The organism is Bordetella muralis, from assembly GCF_054781015.1.
Map to the genome: position 1 here is coordinate 686,452 of NZ_BAAGVF010000003.1, position 18,759 is coordinate 705,210.

18 protein-coding genes are annotated in these 18,759 nt (G+C 59.4%); 4 read left to right on the forward strand and 14 right to left on the reverse strand.

Translation table 11 applies throughout. The features are described from left to right. Positions 1-10 precede the first annotated feature (10 nt). The 8 genes from ACYVIT_RS08175 to ACYVIT_RS08210 are packed head-to-tail and all read right to left on the reverse strand — an operon-like array spanning position 11 to position 9,354. Positions 11-1,405 (reverse strand): acyl-CoA thioesterase/bile acid-CoA:amino acid N-acyltransferase family protein, encoded by a 1,395-nt coding sequence (locus ACYVIT_RS08175; RefSeq protein WP_415806558.1) that lies wholly within the window; start codon positions 1,403-1,405, stop codon positions 11-13. Beyond that, positions 1,402-2,973: an ABC transporter substrate-binding protein gene (locus ACYVIT_RS08180; RefSeq protein WP_415806559.1), complete on the reverse strand. Its 1,572-nt coding sequence runs from the start codon at positions 2,971-2,973 to the stop codon at positions 1,402-1,404. The genes ACYVIT_RS08175 and ACYVIT_RS08180 overlap by 4 nt, the downstream gene beginning before the upstream one ends. A gap of 47 nt (positions 2,974-3,020) precedes the next feature. Then, complete coding sequence (locus ACYVIT_RS08185; protein ID WP_415806560.1) at positions 3,021-4,040, reverse strand: ABC transporter ATP-binding protein; 1,020 nt, start codon at positions 4,038-4,040, stop codon at positions 3,021-3,023. Further along, positions 4,037-5,044 carry an ABC transporter ATP-binding protein gene (locus ACYVIT_RS08190; RefSeq protein ID WP_415806561.1) on the reverse strand — a complete coding sequence of 336 codons (1,008 nt, stop codon included), beginning with the start codon at positions 5,042-5,044 and terminating at the stop codon, positions 4,037-4,039. The genes ACYVIT_RS08185 and ACYVIT_RS08190 overlap by 4 nt, the downstream gene beginning before the upstream one ends. Beyond that, a complete protein-coding gene (locus ACYVIT_RS08195) occupies positions 5,041-5,943 on the reverse strand; it encodes an ABC transporter permease (protein WP_460478179.1) in 903 nt (300 codons plus the stop codon). Before ACYVIT_RS08195 ends, ACYVIT_RS08190 begins: the two co-directional genes overlap by 4 nt. Continuing rightward, complete coding sequence (locus ACYVIT_RS08200) at positions 5,940-6,920, reverse strand: ABC transporter permease (RefSeq protein ID WP_415806563.1); 981 nt, start codon at positions 6,918-6,920, stop codon at positions 5,940-5,942. The genes ACYVIT_RS08195 and ACYVIT_RS08200 overlap by 4 nt, the downstream gene beginning before the upstream one ends. Further along, entirely contained in the window at positions 6,917-8,377 is a 1,461-nt protein-coding gene (locus ACYVIT_RS08205; protein WP_415806564.1) for an NAD(P)-binding domain-containing protein, read from the reverse strand. Before ACYVIT_RS08205 ends, ACYVIT_RS08200 begins: the two co-directional genes overlap by 4 nt. After that, complete coding sequence (locus ACYVIT_RS08210) at positions 8,374-9,354, reverse strand: LysR family transcriptional regulator (protein WP_415806565.1); 981 nt, start codon at positions 9,352-9,354, stop codon at positions 8,374-8,376. Before ACYVIT_RS08210 ends, ACYVIT_RS08205 begins: the two co-directional genes overlap by 4 nt. 248 nt (positions 9,355-9,602) lie before the next feature. Here ACYVIT_RS08210 and ACYVIT_RS08215 point away from each other — a divergent pair, with 248 nt between their 5' ends. Next, positions 9,603-9,836: a putative hemolysin gene (locus tag ACYVIT_RS08215; protein WP_415806566.1), complete on the forward strand. Its 234-nt coding sequence runs from the start codon at positions 9,603-9,605 to the stop codon at positions 9,834-9,836. Between the two features lie 23 nt (positions 9,837-9,859). Here ACYVIT_RS08215 and ACYVIT_RS08220 read toward each other — a convergent pair whose 3' ends face one another. Beyond that, positions 9,860-10,486: a DUF2239 family protein gene (locus ACYVIT_RS08220; protein ID WP_415806567.1), complete on the reverse strand. Its 627-nt coding sequence runs from the start codon at positions 10,484-10,486 to the stop codon at positions 9,860-9,862. Between the two features lie 167 nt (positions 10,487-10,653). Here ACYVIT_RS08220 and guaB point away from each other — a divergent pair, with 167 nt between their 5' ends. Next, positions 10,654-12,114 (forward strand): IMP dehydrogenase, encoded by a 1,461-nt coding sequence (gene guaB / locus ACYVIT_RS08225; protein WP_415806568.1) that lies wholly within the window; start codon positions 10,654-10,656, stop codon positions 12,112-12,114. 89 nt (positions 12,115-12,203) lie between these two features. Further along, complete coding sequence (gene guaA / locus ACYVIT_RS08230; protein ID WP_415806569.1) at positions 12,204-13,796, forward strand: glutamine-hydrolyzing GMP synthase; 1,593 nt, start codon at positions 12,204-12,206, stop codon at positions 13,794-13,796. A 198-nt stretch (positions 13,797-13,994) separates the two neighbouring features. Here the strand turns inward: guaA and ACYVIT_RS08235 are convergent, their stop codons facing one another. The 4 genes from ACYVIT_RS08235 to ACYVIT_RS08250 form a co-directional block, all read right to left on the reverse strand. Then, positions 13,995-15,050, reverse strand: coding sequence for an FRG domain-containing protein (locus ACYVIT_RS08235; protein ID WP_415806570.1), 1,056 nt, complete (start codon positions 15,048-15,050; stop codon positions 13,995-13,997). A gap of 72 nt (positions 15,051-15,122) precedes the next feature. Beyond that, positions 15,123-15,698 (reverse strand): PIN domain-containing protein, encoded by a 576-nt coding sequence (locus tag ACYVIT_RS08240; protein ID WP_415806571.1) that lies wholly within the window; start codon positions 15,696-15,698, stop codon positions 15,123-15,125. Further along, positions 15,695-16,162: a helix-turn-helix domain-containing protein gene (locus tag ACYVIT_RS08245; RefSeq protein WP_415806572.1), complete on the reverse strand. Its 468-nt coding sequence runs from the start codon at positions 16,160-16,162 to the stop codon at positions 15,695-15,697. The genes ACYVIT_RS08240 and ACYVIT_RS08245 overlap by 4 nt, the downstream gene beginning before the upstream one ends. A gap of 514 nt (positions 16,163-16,676) precedes the next feature. After that, positions 16,677-17,456: an SDR family NAD(P)-dependent oxidoreductase gene (locus tag ACYVIT_RS08250; protein WP_415806573.1), complete on the reverse strand. Its 780-nt coding sequence runs from the start codon at positions 17,454-17,456 to the stop codon at positions 16,677-16,679. A 105-nt stretch (positions 17,457-17,561) separates the two neighbouring features. Here ACYVIT_RS08250 and ACYVIT_RS08255 point away from each other — a divergent pair, with 105 nt between their 5' ends. Next, on the forward strand, positions 17,562-18,146 hold the full coding sequence (locus ACYVIT_RS08255) for a TetR/AcrR family transcriptional regulator (protein WP_415806574.1): 585 nt from the start codon (positions 17,562-17,564) through the stop codon (positions 18,144-18,146). Between the two features lie 116 nt (positions 18,147-18,262). Here the strand turns inward: ACYVIT_RS08255 and ACYVIT_RS08260 are convergent, their stop codons facing one another. Continuing rightward, positions 18,263-18,628, reverse strand: a complete 366-nt coding sequence (locus tag ACYVIT_RS08260; protein WP_415806575.1) for an alkyl sulfatase dimerization domain-containing protein — start codon at positions 18,626-18,628, stop codon at positions 18,263-18,265. Between the last annotated feature and the right edge of the window lie 131 nt (positions 18,629-18,759).

Below are 18,759 nucleotides of genomic sequence, written 5' to 3' on the forward strand. Positions count from 1 at the left end.
CCTCCTGGAATTACTTTTTCGCCGCAAGGGCAGCGTCGATGGCGGCGGCGACTGCGCCAGCGTCCTTGATCGCTGGTGCGGCTTTGGCGCTAGTCTTACTGGCGTTACCGCTGGCGCGAGCTGCGACCGCGTCGCGCAGGAACGCCAGCACGCCGGGCCATGATTCGGCGTCGGCGCGCGCGTTCGGGCCAGGGCTGCCGCCACTGGTGCTGATGCGGCCCGAGACGGGGTGCGCATAAATCAGCTGCGTCGTGGGGACATACGGGAACAGGATTGTGTGACCGCCGCCCTCGTAGTCCAGCCACTGCACGGGATAAGGATGATTGGCCTCGCGTAGCGAATCGCGCACCATGCGGGAGTAAAGCGTCGATGGCCAAGAGCCATCTTCTGTACCCGACAGCAGCATGACAGGGCCTTGGATGCGCTCGACCGGAATGCGTGCGCGTGCCACGGCCTCCGGGTCTTGCAAGGCGGTCAGTATGGCCTTTTCATGACGATGAGGGGCGGGGCCTTCGTCAAAGGGCGCCCAGGTCGCGGTGCGATTGCCTTCCCAGACATGGGGCACGGGCTTGCCGCCCAGCAGCCAGGTCGGGCCTTCGCGGCCGATTTTCGGGTCGCAGGCATTCTGGCCACTGTGTACGACAGCGCCCGGCACATAGGCCACGACCGCCGAGACGGCCTCGGGGAACGCGGCGCCCAGTAGCAGTACGAGTTCGCCGCCACGCGACTGGCCGCTGATGGCGACAAAATCATGGGCAGGTTTGAGCTCGCGGCGGATCCAGTCCAGGCCGGCCTGGAAATATTCGAGCGGCGTGTTCGAAATATAGTCCGACAGGCCAGGCGCTTTGAAATACGCCAACGACAGCGCTGCATAGCCACGTGACGCATACAGCGCTGCCCGCGGCTCATTGAAGCCGCCGCCCGAGCCATTCAGAATCATGACGGCGGGGTGAGGTCCGGGACCAGGTGGCAAATACAGCACGCCGACCAGCCCGTCCTCGCGCACCTCACGGCGAGTCACGCCATCGGCGGCCGGGCGTTGCTCCAGTTCCCCATCGAGACTGACGTCTGTTCCGCGCACGCTGACCCGCGTCACCAAAGGCTCGATCACTGGCGTATTGAACACATTACGGCTCGCGCTCTCTGGAACTTGAGACCAGATCAATCCCATCGGGCTGACCTCGTCATAGCCGGCCGAGCCTGCCACCGGCGCGTCACGCGTCAGATCGACGATGCCGCTTTCGTCAGCGCGAAATTGCGCCTGGCTGGTCCAGACCACAGCGTCCCGAACGGTACGCGTCGATATTTCGATCACCTGTCCCGGCGTCAGATGTTCTACACGAATCTGACGCGGCACATCGATCAGGTCATCGACAGGAGAGATGCTAAGCGTCGCTCGGCTCATTTCGCATCGACCTTGGTGACCATCTGCGCAGCGGTGCGATCGCTGGTCATCGGCGTGACCTTCAGGCCTTTACGCGTGGCCCAGATGTTCTTGTAGTGGTACAGCGGAATGATGCCCACGTCTTCGGACACAATCTTGACCGAGTCGCGCAGGATGGCTTCGCGTTTGGCGACATCAAATTCCGAAGTGGCCTTGACCAGTTCCGCGTCGACCTTGGGATTGCTGTAGTAACCCCAGTTCGAGGCCCCCAGGCCTTTCTCGGGCGACACGGTAGCCAGGATGTTGACCAGGGCGTAGCTGGCTTCGCCGGTACCGTTGCCCCAGGCCAGCATGGTCATGGCGTATTCGTTCTTGCGAGCGCGGCTCGAATAGACGGCCCAAGGCATGACTTCGACCTTGGTCTTGACGCCGATGCGGGTCCAGAATTGAGCCACCGCCTGGGCCGTTTCCGGTCCTTGCGGATAGCGGTCGTTCGGCACGTGCATCGTCAGGTTGAAACCGTCCGGATAACCCGCCTCGGCCAGCAGTTCCTTGGCTTTCTTCGCGTCGTACGGAATGTCTTTGACGTCGGGGTTATAGCCAAAGGTGTCCTTCGGCATCCATTGGTTGGCTTCGGTTGCCGCATCCTGCAAGATGCGATCGACGATGGCCTTGCGATTGATCGCCAGATTCAGCGCCTCGCGGACTTTGACGTCCAGCAGCGGGTTTTTCGGCAGAGGCTTACCGGCGTTGTCGGTAATGTACGGGTTCGCCGCCGAGTTGAAACTCGGCTGCAACAGCATGACACGCAGACCGTCATACGGATAGACGCTGACGTTGGGGGCTTGCTTCAACTTGGCCAGGTCCGACACCGAGACTTTATCGATCACGTCCACGTCACCCGCCAACAGGGCAGCGGTACGCGAGGCGGCGTTGTTGATGTAGCGGTAGTTGACGTTTTCCCAGACCTGTTTTTCGCCCCAATAGCCATCGTTGCGTTTCATGATGACGCGATCACCTGGCGTGTACGAGACGAATTTGTACGGGCCGGTACCGACCATGGCTTTACCCGAGTTGTAGTCCTCGGTCGCAGACTTTTCGCCGACGTGTTTGCTGACGACGTGGATCGATGCCAGATTCAGCGGCAGGTCCGGGTTCGGCGCTTTCGTCTTGACGATGAACGTCAAGGGGTCGGGAGCCTCCATAGACTCAATGGTGCGCAGGTAACCGGCATAGGTCGCAACGCTGCCGGGCACATTGCGTGCACGCGTGTACGAATAAATCAGGTCGTCAGCGGTAAACGGCTGGCCGTCTTGCCATTTCACGTTAGGACGCAGCTTGAATTCCCAGGTCTTGTCGTCGAGCGGCTTCCAGCTCAGCGCCAGGCCGGGCTGCAGCTTGTTCCACTTGTTTTCGACCAGCAGATCCCAGAAATGCAGCGCCACCGAGCGGTCGCCCGCATGGTTGTTGAGCTGCGGGTCGAGCGAGGACAAGGGATCGGCAAAGCCGATGCTCAGGTCTTCGGCCATGGCGCCGGCTGAGAGGCCCATGAGAGCAGAGGTTAACGTGGTCAGGATCAGACGCTTCATGGTTCGAGTTCCGTTTAGTAATGGTGAGCCAATGGCTGACGAGATGATTATTTGCCGTCGTTCAAGTGACAGGCGCTCATATGGTTGATGGCAATGCCTTTGAGCGTCGGGACTTCGGTTTTGCAGCGGGGCATCGCGTGCGGACATCGCGGATGAAAATGGCAGCCGGTGGGCGGATTCAACGGGCTGGGAATTTCACCCTGGATGGCGGTAAAGGTTTTATGGCGCGCGTTCATGCGCGGGATTTCAGCCAACAGCGCCTGGGTGTAGGGATGGTTCGCGCGGCGAAAGACGTCTTCGGCGGGTGCGCTTTCGACGACGCGTCCCAGGTACATGATGACGACACGATCGGACAGATGTTCCACTACACCCAGATCGTGGCTGATGAATAGATAGGTCAGGTTGAGTTCTTCACGCAGATCCATGAACAGGTTCAGGATCTGTGCCTGGATCGAAACATCCAGCGCTGCGACGGCTTCGTCGCAGATCAACATCGAGGGCTGCACGGCTAGCGCGCGAGCAATGCCGATGCGTTGGCGTTGACCGCCGCTGAATTGGTGCGGATAGCGTTGACGCAACGCGGGGTCCAGCCCGGCACGCTGCATTTGCGCGCTGACATAATCGTCCATCTCTGCACGGGTGGTCAGCCCGTGAATCAGGGCCGCCTCGCCGACAATCTGGTCCACGCGCAGACGCGGGTTCAGGCTGGCATACGGATCCTGAAAAATCAGTTGAGCTTTCAGGCGCGCGCGGTGGGCCTGTTGTGCATCCATCTGCTGGCGCGGCATGCCATCAAACCAGACTTCGCCTGCGGTGGGTGGCATCAGCCCAGCCGCCATGCGGCCCAGCGTGGATTTACCGCAGCCGGACTCGCCAACCAGACCGACGACTTCGCCGGGACGCACGATCAGATCGACGCCATCGACGGCGTGAGTGATCGACGGTGGGCGCGATAGGCGCAGCTTTTGCAGTACGCGTTCGGCTTTACCGATCTTGCGTTCGCCAAAGCGTTTGCTGACCTGGCGCAGTTCAATCATCGGCGTTTGTGCGGTGGGTGCCGTATTCATGCGACCTCCGCAGCGGTGAGGGTCGGGTAAAAGCAGCGCACCAGGCGTTCCGAAACGGGTTGAGTCAAATCAGGGCGTTCACTACAGGCCGAGCCGGCGCGCGGACAGCGGGCCGCGAATGCACAGCCTGAGGGCAGGTCCAGTAGATTCGGCGTCATGCCGGGGATCTGACGCAACCGTTGGCCACGCAGATTGTTACCCGGCAAACTGCCGATCAATCCTGCGGTATAGGGATGCAGCGGAGCGTCAAGCACATCGTCGACACGTCCGTGTTCGACAATGCGCCCGGCATACATGACCGCGACCTCATCGGCCAGGCCGGCGACGACTGATAAATCATGCGTAATCCAGATCAGGCTGGTGCCATGCAGGCGCGCCAGCTTTTGCACCTCTGACAGGATCTGCGCCTGAATGGTGACGTCGAGCGCGGTGGTGGGCTCGTCCGCAATGATCAGGTCAGGACGATGCAACAACGCAATGGCGATGGCAACGCGTTGGCGCATGCCACCAGACAACTGATGCGGATAAGCTCGCAGGCGCTCTTCCGGGCTGGGGATCCCCATCATGCCTAGGGTGTCGCGCGCCAATTCCCGCGCCTGCGCCTTGGACATATTGTTGTGGGCGCGTACCGCTTCGATCATTTGCGCATCGACTCGCAGGACCGGATTGAGCGTCATCATCGGATCTTGAAAAATCATCGCGATGCGATTGCCCTGCAGCTTGCGCAACTCGCGCGGAGGCAGTTGGGTCAGGTCACGCCCCTGGAACAAAATCTCGCCGCCCACGATGCGGCCGGGCGCGTCCACCAGTCCCATGATCGAAAAGCCCGTCACGGACTTGCCCGATCCCGATTCACCGACCAGGCCGAGAATGCGGCCTCGTTCCAGTTTGAACGAGACGCCATCGACTGCAGGCAAAACACCTGCGCGGGTGAAAAAGTGCGTGCGCAGATCGCGCACTTCCAAGGTGGCCGGGCCACCAGCAGAGTGGTGTGCCGCCATCATTTGTGCGTCCTCGGATTCAATACATCGCGCAGGCGGTCACCGACCAGGTTGATGGCCACGATAGTGATCAGCAGGGCAATGCCGGGATAAAAGCTGATCCAATAGTCGCCGGACAGCATGTATTGGAAACCATTCGAGATCAACAGCCCCAGCGAGGGTTCCGTCACGGGAACGCCCAGGCCCAGAAAACTGAGCGTGGCCTCCAGCGTGATGGCGCGCGCGATTTGCAGGGTACCGATCACAATCAATGGCGGCAGGCAATTGGGCAGGATGTGTTTGATCATGATGCGCCAGCTCGGGATGTCCAGGCAACGCGCCGCCTCGACGTATTCGCGGCGGCGCTCGACCAGCGCTTGCCCGCGCGCGGTGCGCGCATAGTAGGCCCATTCCAGGATCACGAGCGTCAACACCACGTTGCTGACGCCTTTACCCAGATAGGCCAGGATCATCATGGCCACCAGGATCGAGGGGAACGACAGCAGCAGATCGACGACACGCATGATCAGCGCATCGACGCGCCCGCCCGCGTACGCAGCCAGCAGGCCGAGCAGCGTGCCCAGGACGCCGGCAATCAATGCCGAGCCTATGCCCACCATCAGACTGATGCGCAGTCCGTACAAAATGCCGGAATACAAATCCCGGCCTTGGCCATCCGTACCCAGCCAATAGGTAAAGGTGCCCATGCCGTTTTCCGAGCCGGGCGGCAGGCGTGCGTCCAGCACGTCGAGTTGCAGCAGATCGTAGGGGTCTTGCGGGGTAATCCACGGGGCCAGGATCGCGGCCAGGATCAGCAGGGTCGCAACGACCAGGCCGAATACCGCGATCTTGGACGAGAAAAACTCTGCCAGATTGCGGCGCCATGGCGATTCTTGACGCAAGGGAGCGATAGCCGTGCTCATTGCGCAGCCTCCGCATCGAGGCGAACTCGAGGATCCAACAGCTTGTACAAAATATCGACGATCAGATTCAAGGTGACAAACAGGCAGACAATCACGACCAGATACGACACGATGACGGGTCGATCCAATGCATTGATGCTGTCCAGAATCAGTTTTCCAGCGCCGGGCCACGAGAAAATACTTTCCGTCACGACGGCGAATGCGATGGTCGAGCCGAGCTCCAGGCCCAGCACGGTAACCAGGGGGATAAGCGTATTGCGCAACACGTGCACACAGACCACGCGGACGGGCGACAGGCCTTTGGCGCGCGCGAATTTTACGTGGTCCAGCGGCAGCACCTCGCGTACCCCGGCACGTGTCAGTCGAATGACGAGCGAGATCTTGAACAACGACAGATTGATTGCGGGCAGAATCAGATGGCGCAGTCCGTCGGCAGTGAGCCACGACCACTGCGCGCCCAGGAACTCTACTGTCGTGCCGCGACCGCTCGCTGGCAGCCAGCCCAGCGATACGCTGAACGCCATGATCAGCATCAAACCAACCCAGAACGTCGGCAAGGAAAATCCGACGATGCTGCCTGCCATCAGGAAACGCGAGATCGGGTTGTCGGGGTACAGCCCTGCGAATAAACCGAGCGGAACGCCGATCACGACAGCGAGAAAGAGCGCCGCAAATGCCAGCTCCAAGGTCGCCGGCATACGATCCAGAATCAACTCAATGGCCGGGATGTTATAGACAAAGCTATTGCCCAGATTGCCATGCAGCGCGCCATTCAAAAAGCTCAGATACTGACGCCACAAGGGCTGGTCCAGACCCATCTGCGCAATGATGCGCGCGCGCTCGACCTGATCGACATCCTGGCCAATCAGGATATCGATCGGGTTACCGATGGCATGCAAGCCGACAAAGACGATCAACGTCATCAACAGCACGACCACCAGCGCCTGGGCCAGGCGGCGAAAAAGCCAGACTATCATTGAACCGGCTCCTGTACGCCCTCGGCAGGAATCCATTCGTCGCCAAAGACTTCAGGCTCGGCGTAGGCCTGCATATTGGCGTAGTGCGTCTCGACGTCTTCGCGATAAAACAGTCCCGCCATGCCTTGTGCGAGACGTTTGGCGCCGTCGCTGATGGCAGGGATATCGCCCGATACGGTGCCGTGGGTCAACGCGGCGGGGTATGAGAAGCAATGCACGCGATCCAGGCCGGGACAGCAGCCGGGCGTTTTTTCTTGCAACTCGAATGCCGCGCCCAAGTCGGGGGAGTCGGTGAGTTCCTGATCCTCTTGCCCCGCTGCAGGCGTGTAGCGATCGCCCCAGGCGCGGACATGCGGCGCCAATGCAGCGAATTCCGGACGTACGGTCCAGTCGATACGAAAGCCCGTCGAGAATACGAGGAAGTCCAGTACGAACACGCCTTTGGGGGTGGTGACATGGATCTCGTCGCCGACCATCGCGACGTCCAGAATCGGACAGCTCAGATTGAAACGGGCATTCGGATGACGCGAGACACGCAGTGTGCTGCCGCGAGGCGGTGGCACTTGCTGCATATTGATGTAGTGGCGGATCCGCCATTTCCATTCGTCGGGCAAACTCAGGTGTCCGTGGACCAGGCCGGCATTGCCGGAGCCCTTGCCCTTGTTGACGCGCGGAATGTCATCGCGGCGAATCAACAGATCTACGCTGGCCGCGCCGGCCTCCAGGGCAGTCGCGGCGCTATCCATGGCCGAGGCGCCCGCGCCGATCACGCCGACGCGCTTGCCAGCCAGTGCGGCGTAGTCGGTCGTATCAGAGGAGTGCGCCCAACGGTGACGCGGCAGTTTGTGAGCAAAGGCCGGGACATACGCCCCGCCCAGGCCATCGCGGCCGGTTGCCAGCACGACACGGCGGGCCAATACGGTTTGTGATCCAGCAGGCGAGGCGATGTCCAATTGCACCACACCATCCGCGCGGGGACGCACGGCCTGTACTTGATGCTGATTGCGGATATCCAGTCCCAGCACGCGACGGTACCAACGCAGATAATCCATCCATTGCAGGCGGGGGATCTTATCCAGGGCCTCCCAGGCCTCGGCGCCGAACTGGGCCTCGAACCAGGCGCGGAACGTCAGCGCGGGCAAGCCGAGCGCGGGGCCGGTGAGTTGTTTGGGGGACCGCAGCGTTTCCATACGCGCGGTGGTTGCCCAGGGGCCTTCGTATCCTTCGGGTGCGCGATCAAAAATCGGTGCGTCGATTCCCACATGATTCAAAGCCGCCGATGCAGCCATACCCGCCATCCCGCCACCGATGATCGCCACGTCCAACACGGATTGGCCGTCGATGGTGCGCGCTGGCATCCAACGCTTGGCAGGCAGCTCTAACCAGGCCAGGTCTTGGCGCAGACGCGCCTCCAATGCGGCGAGGCCCGGCTTCGGGCTGTCGACAGAGAGAGTCATGATGCAGAAGAATCCATAACAGGAGTGGTTTCGCCGTAGATCGAGTGCAGCAATGCGCCGTGCTCGCTAGCCTCGTGACGCACAAAACCGGGCAATAGCTGCGCGGCGGTTTCGGCGAGGGCATCGGCAACTGCCTGCACTGCGGGCAGGGAGGGCTGCGATTGCGGCGTGATCACGCCAAAGAAAAATGGGATGTCGATATCCAGCGTCCGGATCGCCACGCCATCAACGGGCAGGCCGTAGACAGTGATGGGCTCCAGCACCGCCAGACCGAGGCCGGCGCGTACGGCGGCCAGCGCGTTGACGGACGAGTTGGTTTCGATCAGGCCGGGGGCCTTGCTCCCTTGGTTTGCCAAGGCCTGATCCAGACGCCGGCGCAGGCGGTATGGATTGGCCATGGTGATCAGGCGCCGGCCGATCAGGTCATCAATGGATAGAGAGGGTTGCGCAGCCAGCGGATCGTTCGCCGGCAGGGCGACGATGCAGGGGGCTTGGCCAATCCAATGCACGGTCAAGCCTCGATGTTCCAACGGCAAACTGGTCGCGCCGAGTTGCGCTGCGCCGGTCAACACATCGTGCAGCACGCGTTCGGGCGACATGCTGCGCAAATGAATATTGGCGTTCGCAATGCGGCCTTCGATGGATTTCAACGCCGCTGGCAACAGGCCTGTCGCCAGGGCAGAGGTCGCCGCCAAACGTAGAGGGCGATCATCGCCGCGGGCAATTTCCTCTGCGCGTTGGCGGATCTGTTTCAAGCCCACTAGCGCACGTTCCACATCGTCATACAGCAAGAATCCCTGCTCGGTCGGGGTTACGCGCGGACCATTGCGGGCAAAGAGCGCATAGCCGATTTCGGCCTCGAGCTCTTGGATCGAACGCGTGATGACCGGCTGAGAACGGCCGAGCAAACGCCCGGCAGCGGTCACGCTACCGGTCGACATGACGGCTGCGAAAGCCTCCAGTTGTCGTAATTCCATCGTCTTGCTTTATGTCAAAACAGAATTCTGGGGCTAGTAGTATGCGCCGTACAAATAATTAAATGACATAAGTAAATTCCCGAATGCGATATTCGGGGTAGTTTTTATGATTTCTCCTTATATCCCCGTTGACGGCATGCTTTTCGGTATCCGGTACGATGGGGGCCACGGCGAGCGCGCGTTTATAAAGGCTGATAAAGGCTGTCGGTCTGAACGATTACACTCCGCCATTCAGATCAGGAGGCCTAATGAAAAAGATCGGAATCGCCGCGGCTGCACTTATCGCGGCAGGTTGTTCTAGCCCGGATCGCGATCCAGCACCTGTAGGCATGGCGAACCCTGCCTCGGTTTATTGCGCCAAACTCGGCGGCAAGCTCACCATTGAAGACCGGCAGGGCGGACAAGTGGGAATGTGCACACTGCCAGACGGAACAACGATCGAGGAATGGGAGCTATACCGCAGAGATCATCCGCGCCAGTAACGTGCTGCCCGTGCCAGCATCCGTCAATGTGCTTTAACGCCAAACGCCATCTGCGTCGCGTACTCTTGTACATCGGCGGGCCAAGTGGACGCGTGTTGCATGAACTGCGCCTGGTCATGGGCAAATAATGCCCGTGTGGCCTCTTCGAAGCCCGGCAGGTTGCCAGCCATCGACGACATGAAACGGTAGGCTGCCTCTTGTTGCTGACGTTGCTGCGTAGCACCGCCGTCGGCATGGCGCGCCTGGTCCACCAGTTTGCGCAGCGCCACGGACGTGCCGCCCGGCTGCTGGGCGAGCCATTCCCAGTGACGCGGCAACAACGTGATTTCTCTGGATACGACCCCGAGTTTTGGCCGCCCGCGTCCGCGTGCCGCTGGTATGTCCGCCGCACCGACAGGCGATGATTCCGCCTGCGGGCAGGCAGCAGCCCCCTGCGTCGTGAATTCGACAGGGCTGCTACGCAAATCTAAGTCTACGATCTGCCCTGTTGCATCGTCGTAGATCAGTACAGGGCCCGTGGCCTGCGCATCGTGGGCGCGGCGTACGGCTATTGCGACCTCGGGCAGGGCGCCCGACGCAATGCGCCGATGGCCATCAAAGGCGGTGCAGGTTGCCACAGTATCGGCCACAGCGTTGGTTACCGTATTCATAGGTTCTCCTTTTCCGTCCGGTGATCCCATTATTGGCCGGGTAAAATTAAAATTCAATATTACCCGGGTTAAATATTGCAACTAGAAATTTACGTTAACGACTAGGGAAACCCCCTAGTAATAATCTCTCTAGCGCGTATAATCTTGCTTTGCGCCCGGAGTCCCCCATGCGTCTCGTCCAAAAAGCGCTCACCTTCGACGATGTGTTGTTGGTGCCTGCGTATTCCGAGGTGTTGCCGCGCGACACCTCTCTGGCCACCCGCCTTACTCGCAACATCACCCTGAATATCCCGCTCGTGTCCGCTGCCATGGACACAGTGACCGAATCCCGTCTTGCCATCGCCATGGCTCAAGAGGGCGGTATCGGGATCATTCACAAAAACCTGTCCGCTGACGAACAAGCCAAAGAAGTCGCGCGCGTCAAACGCCACGAGTTCGGTATCGTCATTGATCCCGTGACGGTCACGCCCGACATGAAAGTGCGTGATGCCATCAGTCTGCAACGTCAGCACGGCATCTCGGGCCTGCCCGTCGTCGAGGGCAAAAAACTCGTCGGCATCGTCACCAACCGTGACCTGCGTTTCGAAGACCGCCTGGATCAGCCGCTGCGCAACATCATGACGCCGCGGGAACGCTTGGTGACCATGCAAGAGGGCGCCACGCTGGACGAAGCACAGGCCCTGATGCACAAGCATCGTCTCGAGCGTGTCTTGATCATCAACGACGCCTTTGAACTGCGTGGCTTGGCTACCGTTAAAGACATCGTCAAAAACACCGAGCACCCGGTTGCCAACAAAGACGCCCAAGGTCAGTTGCGTGTAGGCGCTGCGGTCGGCGTGGGCGATGGCACCGAAGAGCGCGTCGCAAAGCTTGCCGCCGCTGGCGTTGACGTCATCATCGTCGACACCGCGCACGGCCACTCGCGGGGCGTGTTGGAGCGTGTCCGCTGGGTCAAGGAAAACTTCCCCAAAGTCGAAGTCATCGGCGGCAACATCGCCACCGCTGCCGCTGCGCGCGCGCTGGTCGAGCATGGCGCTGACGGCGTCAAGGTCGGTATCGGTCCGGGCTCCATCTGCACCACGCGTATCGTCGCAGGCGTAGGCGTGCCGCAAATCACCGCCATCGCCGATGTGGCCAAGGCCCTCGAAGGCACCGGCGTGCCCTTGATCGCCGACGGCGGCATTCGTTATTCGGGCGACATCGCCAAGGCCCTGTCTGCTGGCGCATTCGCCTGCATGATGGGCGGCATGTTCGCCGGCACCGAAGAAGCCCCCGGCGAAGTCGTCCTGTTCCAAGGCCGTTCGTACAAGTCGTACCGCGGCATGGGCAGCCTGGGCGCCATGTCCGATGGCTCGGCCGATCGCTATTTCCAGGATCCGGCCAACAACGCCGACAAGCTCGTCCCCGAAGGCATCGAAGGCCGCGTCCCCTACAAGGGCAGCGTCCTGGCCATCATCTACCAATTGGTGGGTGGTATTCGCGCCTCGATGGGCTATTGCGGTTGCGCCACCATCGACGACATGCGCACCAAAACGCAATTCGTCGAGATCACCTCGGCTGGGGTACGTGAATCCCACGTCCATGACGTGCAGATCACCAAAGAGGCCCCCAACTACCGCGCCGACTGATCGAGTCAGTACAATGCAATGCATCGCGCACCGGCAGAACTCCCGCGGTTCTGGCCGGTGCGCTTTTATTTCCAACCGGCAGAGTCTCCATGCACCAGCGCATCCTTATTCTTGACTACGGTTCGCAAGTCACCCAATTGATCGCCCGCCGCGTTCGCGAGGCAGGTGTTTATTCCGAAATCCATCCTGGCGATGTTGACGACGCCTTTGTGCGCGAGCAGGCTGCACAGGGCTTGAAAGGCATCATCCTGTCGGGCAGCCACGCTTCGGCCTACGACGAGGGATCGTTGACCGTTCCTTCGGCCGTCTTCGAGTTGGGCCTGCCGGTGCTGGGCATTTGCTACGGCATGCAGTCCATGGCCATGCAACTAGGCGGCAAAGTCAGCTTTTCCGACCATCGTGAATTCGGCTATGCCGAGGTCCGTGCTCACGGCCATACACAACTGCTAAATGACCTGGCCGACTTCACCACGCCCGAAGGCCACGGCATGCTCAAGGTCTGGATGAGCCACGGTGACAAGGTCACCGAGCTGCCCCCGGGCTTCAAGCTGATGGCCTCGACACCGTCGTGTCCTATTGCTGGCATGGCCGACGAGGACCGCAAGTTCTACGCTGTGCAGTTTCATCCTGAGGTGACCCACACCATTCAGGGCAAGGCCATGCTGGCCCGCTTTGTGAACGACATCTGCGGTTGCAAGGGCGACTGGAACATGCCCGACTACGTCGCCGAGGCTGTTGCGCGTATTCGCGAACAAGTCGGCAGCGATGAAGTCATCCTGGGCCTGTCGGGTGGAGTGGATTCCTCGGTGGCTGCTGCCCTGATTCACAAAGCCATCGGCGACCAGCTGACCTGCGTCTTCGTCGATCACGGCCTGTTGCGTCTGGACGAAGGCAAACAGGTCATGAAGACCTTTGCCGACAACATGGGCGTGAAAATCGTTCACATCGACGCCACCGAACAGTTCATGGGCAAACTGGCCGGCCAAGCCGACCCCGAAGCCAAACGCAAAATCATCGGCCGCGAATTCGTCGAGGTGTTCCAAGCCGAGGCCGCAAAGCTCAAGAGCGCCAAATGGCTGGCGCAAGGCACCATCTATCCCGACGTGATCGAATCGGCTGGCGCCAAGACTGGCAAGGCGACCTCGATCAAGTCGCACCATAACGTGGGCGGCCTGCCTGATACGCTGAATCTGCAGTTGCTCGAACCCTTGCGCGAACTGTTCAAGGACGAAGTCCGCGAACTCGGCGTGGCCCTCGGCCTGCCGCCGGAGATGGTCTACCGCCATCCGTTCCCGGGTCCTGGTCTGGGCGTGCGCATCCTCGGTGAGGTCAAGCAAGAATACGCAGACCTGCTGCGCCGTGCCGATGCGATCTTCATCGAAGAACTGCGCAGCACGATCGACGAGACCAGCGGCAAGAGCTGGTACGACCTGACCTCGCAAGCCTTTGCGGTGTTCCTGCCGGTGAAATCGGTAGGCGTAATGGGCGATGGCCGTACCTACGAATACGTTGTCGCACTGCGTGCGGTACAGACGTTCGACTTCATGACCGCCGACTGGGCACCGCTGCCGCATGCGTTGCTGGCCAAGGTTTCGTCGCGGATCATTAATGAAGTCCGTGGCTTGAATCGGGTCGTGTACGACGTGTCGAGCAAGCCGCCTGCGACGATCGAGTGGGAGTGAGGGTTGTGTATCAGTTATTGATTTAAATGTGAAAATTTAATTTCAATAACTGTATCTCCCACATCATCAATGGTTTTTTCATGGTACCTAGAGGGTGCACCAAGGGAAAAACGCCGATACCATGCATTGGGGCACAATCCCAACATGGTATCGAGACCCACTTTAGCATTGACTTCTTGTTTCACGGCGCGCGATGGTTCAATCCATCATTTCTTGCTGTGTCCATTTCGTTCGAACATCTTGCGCCACGTTATCCATGGTGGGCATGAGTGCAGATCGGGAAATATTCTCACGGCGAAGAATCTCTATTAAGTCGGCTAAATGCTCATGTGCCAATCTAAGCTTCCTAAGTACCGTGACGCCTGGGTTGGCCTCAGAAACAAACTCCGCAATGCTAGGCCGTTTACCACCCGATTTCATAAAATAAATGCCAGACCTGCTAATGGTCGTGAACAGCCCAGCCTGAGCAGCTAAGAACGGGTTGTCCCGAGTAGATGGCCTGACGACTGCGATGGTGGGATCAAATCGTGGGGCGCCATTTGGTGCATTGGGGAAGCTGACTCCTTCGACAGAAACTCTCTGTGCATGGCTCTTGTGCAATGCCCAAACGACCAGATGTGCTCCAGCGTTTGCAACCCGCAATGGCTCGACGGCAAAGAATGCGGCGGCCATCGGATCTCGTGTCCAATCAAGAAGGCGCGTAGGTATCCCATGATGCTGTGCGAGAGCCAAGGCAGCCGGCAAATCTGAGAAGCGCAAGAATTCGTCGCCAAATATCGGATTGTGAGGATCCGCCAACCAATCTGGATTGGTAGTTGGATCCGGTCCGAGATTTGTCATCGGTACCGGCATTCCCAGTTCATCACATCTGCTGATGAAGTCCCACACCGGCAAATACTCGGCAGTGGTTTGGATTGTTAAGAGCCTACTAAGCTCGGCATCGCGTGGGCCAAATGCAGCGGAACCAGACCAGTAGTTGGGATGCCAAAACCAGTTGAGATTTTGCGTCGGCTGCACAGCGCCAAAGCGGCGCGTTGCTTCAGTAATACTGTTGTTCAAGATGGTATTCGATGGGCGCCAAGCCGAAGGTAATAACTGCCACTCCTCGTATGCGTGGCCCCGAAAAACCCACGGACAAGATGCACCTTCCCACCAATGGGAATTGGATGGCCGAAGAGCGTCAATAAATTCCTGAGCCGTTGCTGCCACCGCCACTTCGATGCCTTCAGAGGCATTTGTCCAATCAATAGCCAACTCAATTCTCTCCAAAGGTTTTCCATTCTTCGGCTACGGCAGGCGCCTGATAGGCAGCGTTGGGCTGTGATGTTAGAGAATGGAACAATAGGTCGCTAAGGCTTTGGTCGTCTGAACCAGTCCTTGCCGAAATAGGATCTCCAGATAGCGGTCGACGTCGATAGGCGGATTCTTGAGTTGCGCTCGCTGTCGCTGCGCGGCGGCTACCACCGCTGCTGCATCAAGGTCAAAGAGATTCTCCACAAACTCGTCGGGATGTTGAGATTCAACTCCGTAGGAAGTGAGTACGTCCGCTGGAAAATCCCGTTGATTGAAGGTCACGATCACGCTGGCACCACAGCGGATGGCCGTAGCGAGAACATGGCGATCGTCGGCGTCGGGTAGAGTCAACCCTGCAATGATATCTTCATACCCATCCACCAAACCATCGGGGATTGCGCGGTCCATCAGGTCTGACGTGCGATCGACCTGTGCACGTGTCAGATCAGGCCTGTTGAGTAGCAAATTGCGTTTCCACTCCTCATGAATGTCGCGACTCCAGCGAGCACGGAACCGTCCCGACAACCCTAGCCACATCAGAAAGTCGCGCAGCGGCGCGGGATAGAGAACACAGGCATCGAAGATGACAGTGAAGGGGGAGTGCCTCATTCGTACCCCATGCCTGATTCCTGTGCCTGACGTGCGAGTTCTGCCATGGCGTCTTCGCTGGCGCGGTCGCGTGCATCTTTGTATTGCATCAGGTCTGCGAACCGCACGCGGCGATGTTTCCCCGTTCGATGGAACGGCAGCACACCATCCTCCAGTAGCTTGACCAAGTGAGGGCGGGAGACGTTGAGCATGTCTGCGGCTTCCTGTGTCGTCAACTCTGCATGGATGGGCATGACTTTCACGGCATTGCCCTCGGCTAACTCAGCCAGGATATCGACGAGCAAACGCAGGGCAGAGGTGGGCAACTCCACCTGGTGAGCTTGGTTTCGGTCATCGAAGATCTGGATGTGTTGCGTTTCGAAGCGCGTTGCCAAGTAGGCCGCCAAGGCGCGTTGACCCTGCACGGCTGCCTGAACTTCCCGTTCGGCGGGCAGCGTCAGCTTGGTCTGTGTGATGGTGGTCATGGCTAATTCCTGGGCTGTGTAGCAATCTCAGGAGCCAGTATATTCGAAATAAACGAAAAACGAAATAAACGAAAAGAATCCGGGCGATGACTGGGTCAGATCGTTATGGCTGGGCTGGAGCAAGCTTTTTCGACTCAATGGACGTCTGCAGAGGTCAGTCGATGCCGCTGTTCGCCTGAGTCACTGGTGAGCAGGCCGATTGGCTCTCCATGGCATTTTTCGTGGTGTCGACGGAGGTGGCTGCTTCAATCGTTTGACTTAAAACAGCTTTTTCTTCTTATTGGTGACTGAGTGGGAAAACGATATCTCTCGCATTATCAACGATATTTTTTATGGCATGAGGAAGGCGTGCCATTGAAAAAAGCGCCGATACCATCGTTAGCTTAATAGAGCTGACATGGTATCGGGAAAGCGATTTGCCTCCTGACCAGAAACGGCAACACGGCTGCCGCCCCTGTGGTTGATTGTTCGAACGTGGTGGCTCGGACAGCGAAGCTGCTCGGGCGAGCGGTCCTCAAGAGGGCGCACGGTAGCGCGCTGCTGGTTTGCTGTTGGCGAAGTTCGGGCGCATCGCCAAACGGGCCGTCTCGAAGGCTTCCCATTGATGCACATCGGGCAACGGCGGGATAGTCACTGTCTCTCGGCGATCGAAGCCGACCAAAGCCGCGTCGACGAGATCGTCGACCTCCATCAGGCCGTTGATCTGGCTGATATCGAGCCCCGCATGCTGCCAGATATCGGTACGTGTCGCGCCCGGCAGAACCGCCTGCACGTACACTCCCGCGGCCCCAAATTCATGCGTCAACGACTGGGACAACGTAAGCAGATAGGCCTTGGTGGCGCCATAAATGCCAGAGGTGATTTCGGTGGCCACGCCGATGACCGAGCTGATGTTGACGATGGCGCCCGAACCGCGCGACGCCATACCGGCAATAGCAGCATGGGCCAAAAGAGTGGGTGCCGTCATGTTCAGGCGGATCAGCCGCTCTAGATCTTCGTCGGCGGTGTCGACGAAGCCGCCCGGGACATTTGTGCCCGCGTTGTTGATGAGGATGTCGGCAGGGGGGGCGATCCGGATGCGCCGCGCGAGCTCTTGCAACTGAACTGGATCGGACAGATCGCAAGTGATCGCTTCGACCTTGATGTCATGCCGTGTTTGCAAGTCGAGCGCGAGTGCGGTGAGTTTTTCGGTGCTGCGGGCGACGAGTACGAGGTCGTGGCCTCGGGCGGCGAGACGCTTGGCGTAAGCGGCACCAATGCCGGCGGACGCGCCAGTAATGAGGGCAGTGGACATGGGATGCTCCTGAAAGTGTGATGGCGAAATTGCCTTTTAGATGATGATTGACATCTATATGGAGTATGGTTATCATCTAAATAAATGTCAAGGTCGGAGTGAATCATGCGAAACAGCCAAGCGGTGAAAGATGCGAATCGCCGCCGCATCCTAGAAGTGGCTGCACCACTTTTCCGTGAGCGGGGTGTGCAAGGGGTGTCGGTTGCCGATGTCATGCAGGCGGCTGGCATGACACATGGCGGGTTTTATCGGCATTTCGTCGACAAGGACGAGCTGGTTGCCGAGGCACTGGCGACAAGCTCCCAACAGCGGGCGGACGAACGCAAAAGCGCCGAACAGAGTGATCTCGCAACTTACGCCGCCGCCTATCTTTCGGCCGAGCACCGGGAGCGGCGCCGCGAGGGCTGCATGTTTGCCGCACTTGGATCGGAACTCGTGCGCGGGCCTGACGGAGGACGTCAGGCCATGACGGAGGCGATGCGTGAACAGATCAAGACGCTTTCCGAAACGGCCGCCGGTCGGAATGCGAAGGAGCGCCGCAGGTCGGCGTTGGCCAGTTGGTCGACCATGGTTGGTGCACTCACGCTGTCGCGGCTGAGCGACGATCCCGAGCTCTCTGACGAGATTCTGGATGCTGCCCTCAATTTGATCGTCACGCGCCTGAGTCAAAAGACGTCGCCGGATGGCTGACCACCGTCGCACCCTCGTCGCCCTCGCCGACTCAGGCAAGAGAGAAGTTCCCTTCTTGGGCTAGATGGTACTTTTCATGGCATTGGTATTTTTGGGTGGAGACCCAGTACCACGACTCAATTCTTATTTTGCGCCACCGGCCAGCGCAACGACTTTTCCGCTCGCTCCTTCTCTGTCAGCGGGAAGATATGCGTTGGGTTGCCGTCGAACCAACCAGCATTTTGCGAATAGATGCCGCGCACTGACCAGGCAACAGTGCCGTAATACTCTTGCAGATAGGGGTGTTGCGCTAGTCGCGCTGGTAGTGTTACTTCCTGAACCAACTCATCTGGGGTCTTGCCTCTGTTGATCCCTTCCATGGTTTTGTCATAGACGAACTTGATGCCGTCCCGATAAGCCGTGAGAGCATCCTTGACTTTGTCCTCGCCAGCTCGCGTGCTCACCTGACCTTCTGCCAGAATTATGTCCCAAAGATTCTTCATGCCTGCGACGTCGAGCGGCGGTCGTGAGGAAGGCAGGGCGGAATTGCGAGTTGACGTGCCGGGCCTGGCCCTACCAGCCATGATGAGTCCTTCCGAAGTGGCATGGTATTTTTTCTTCGCCCCCAGCGCCA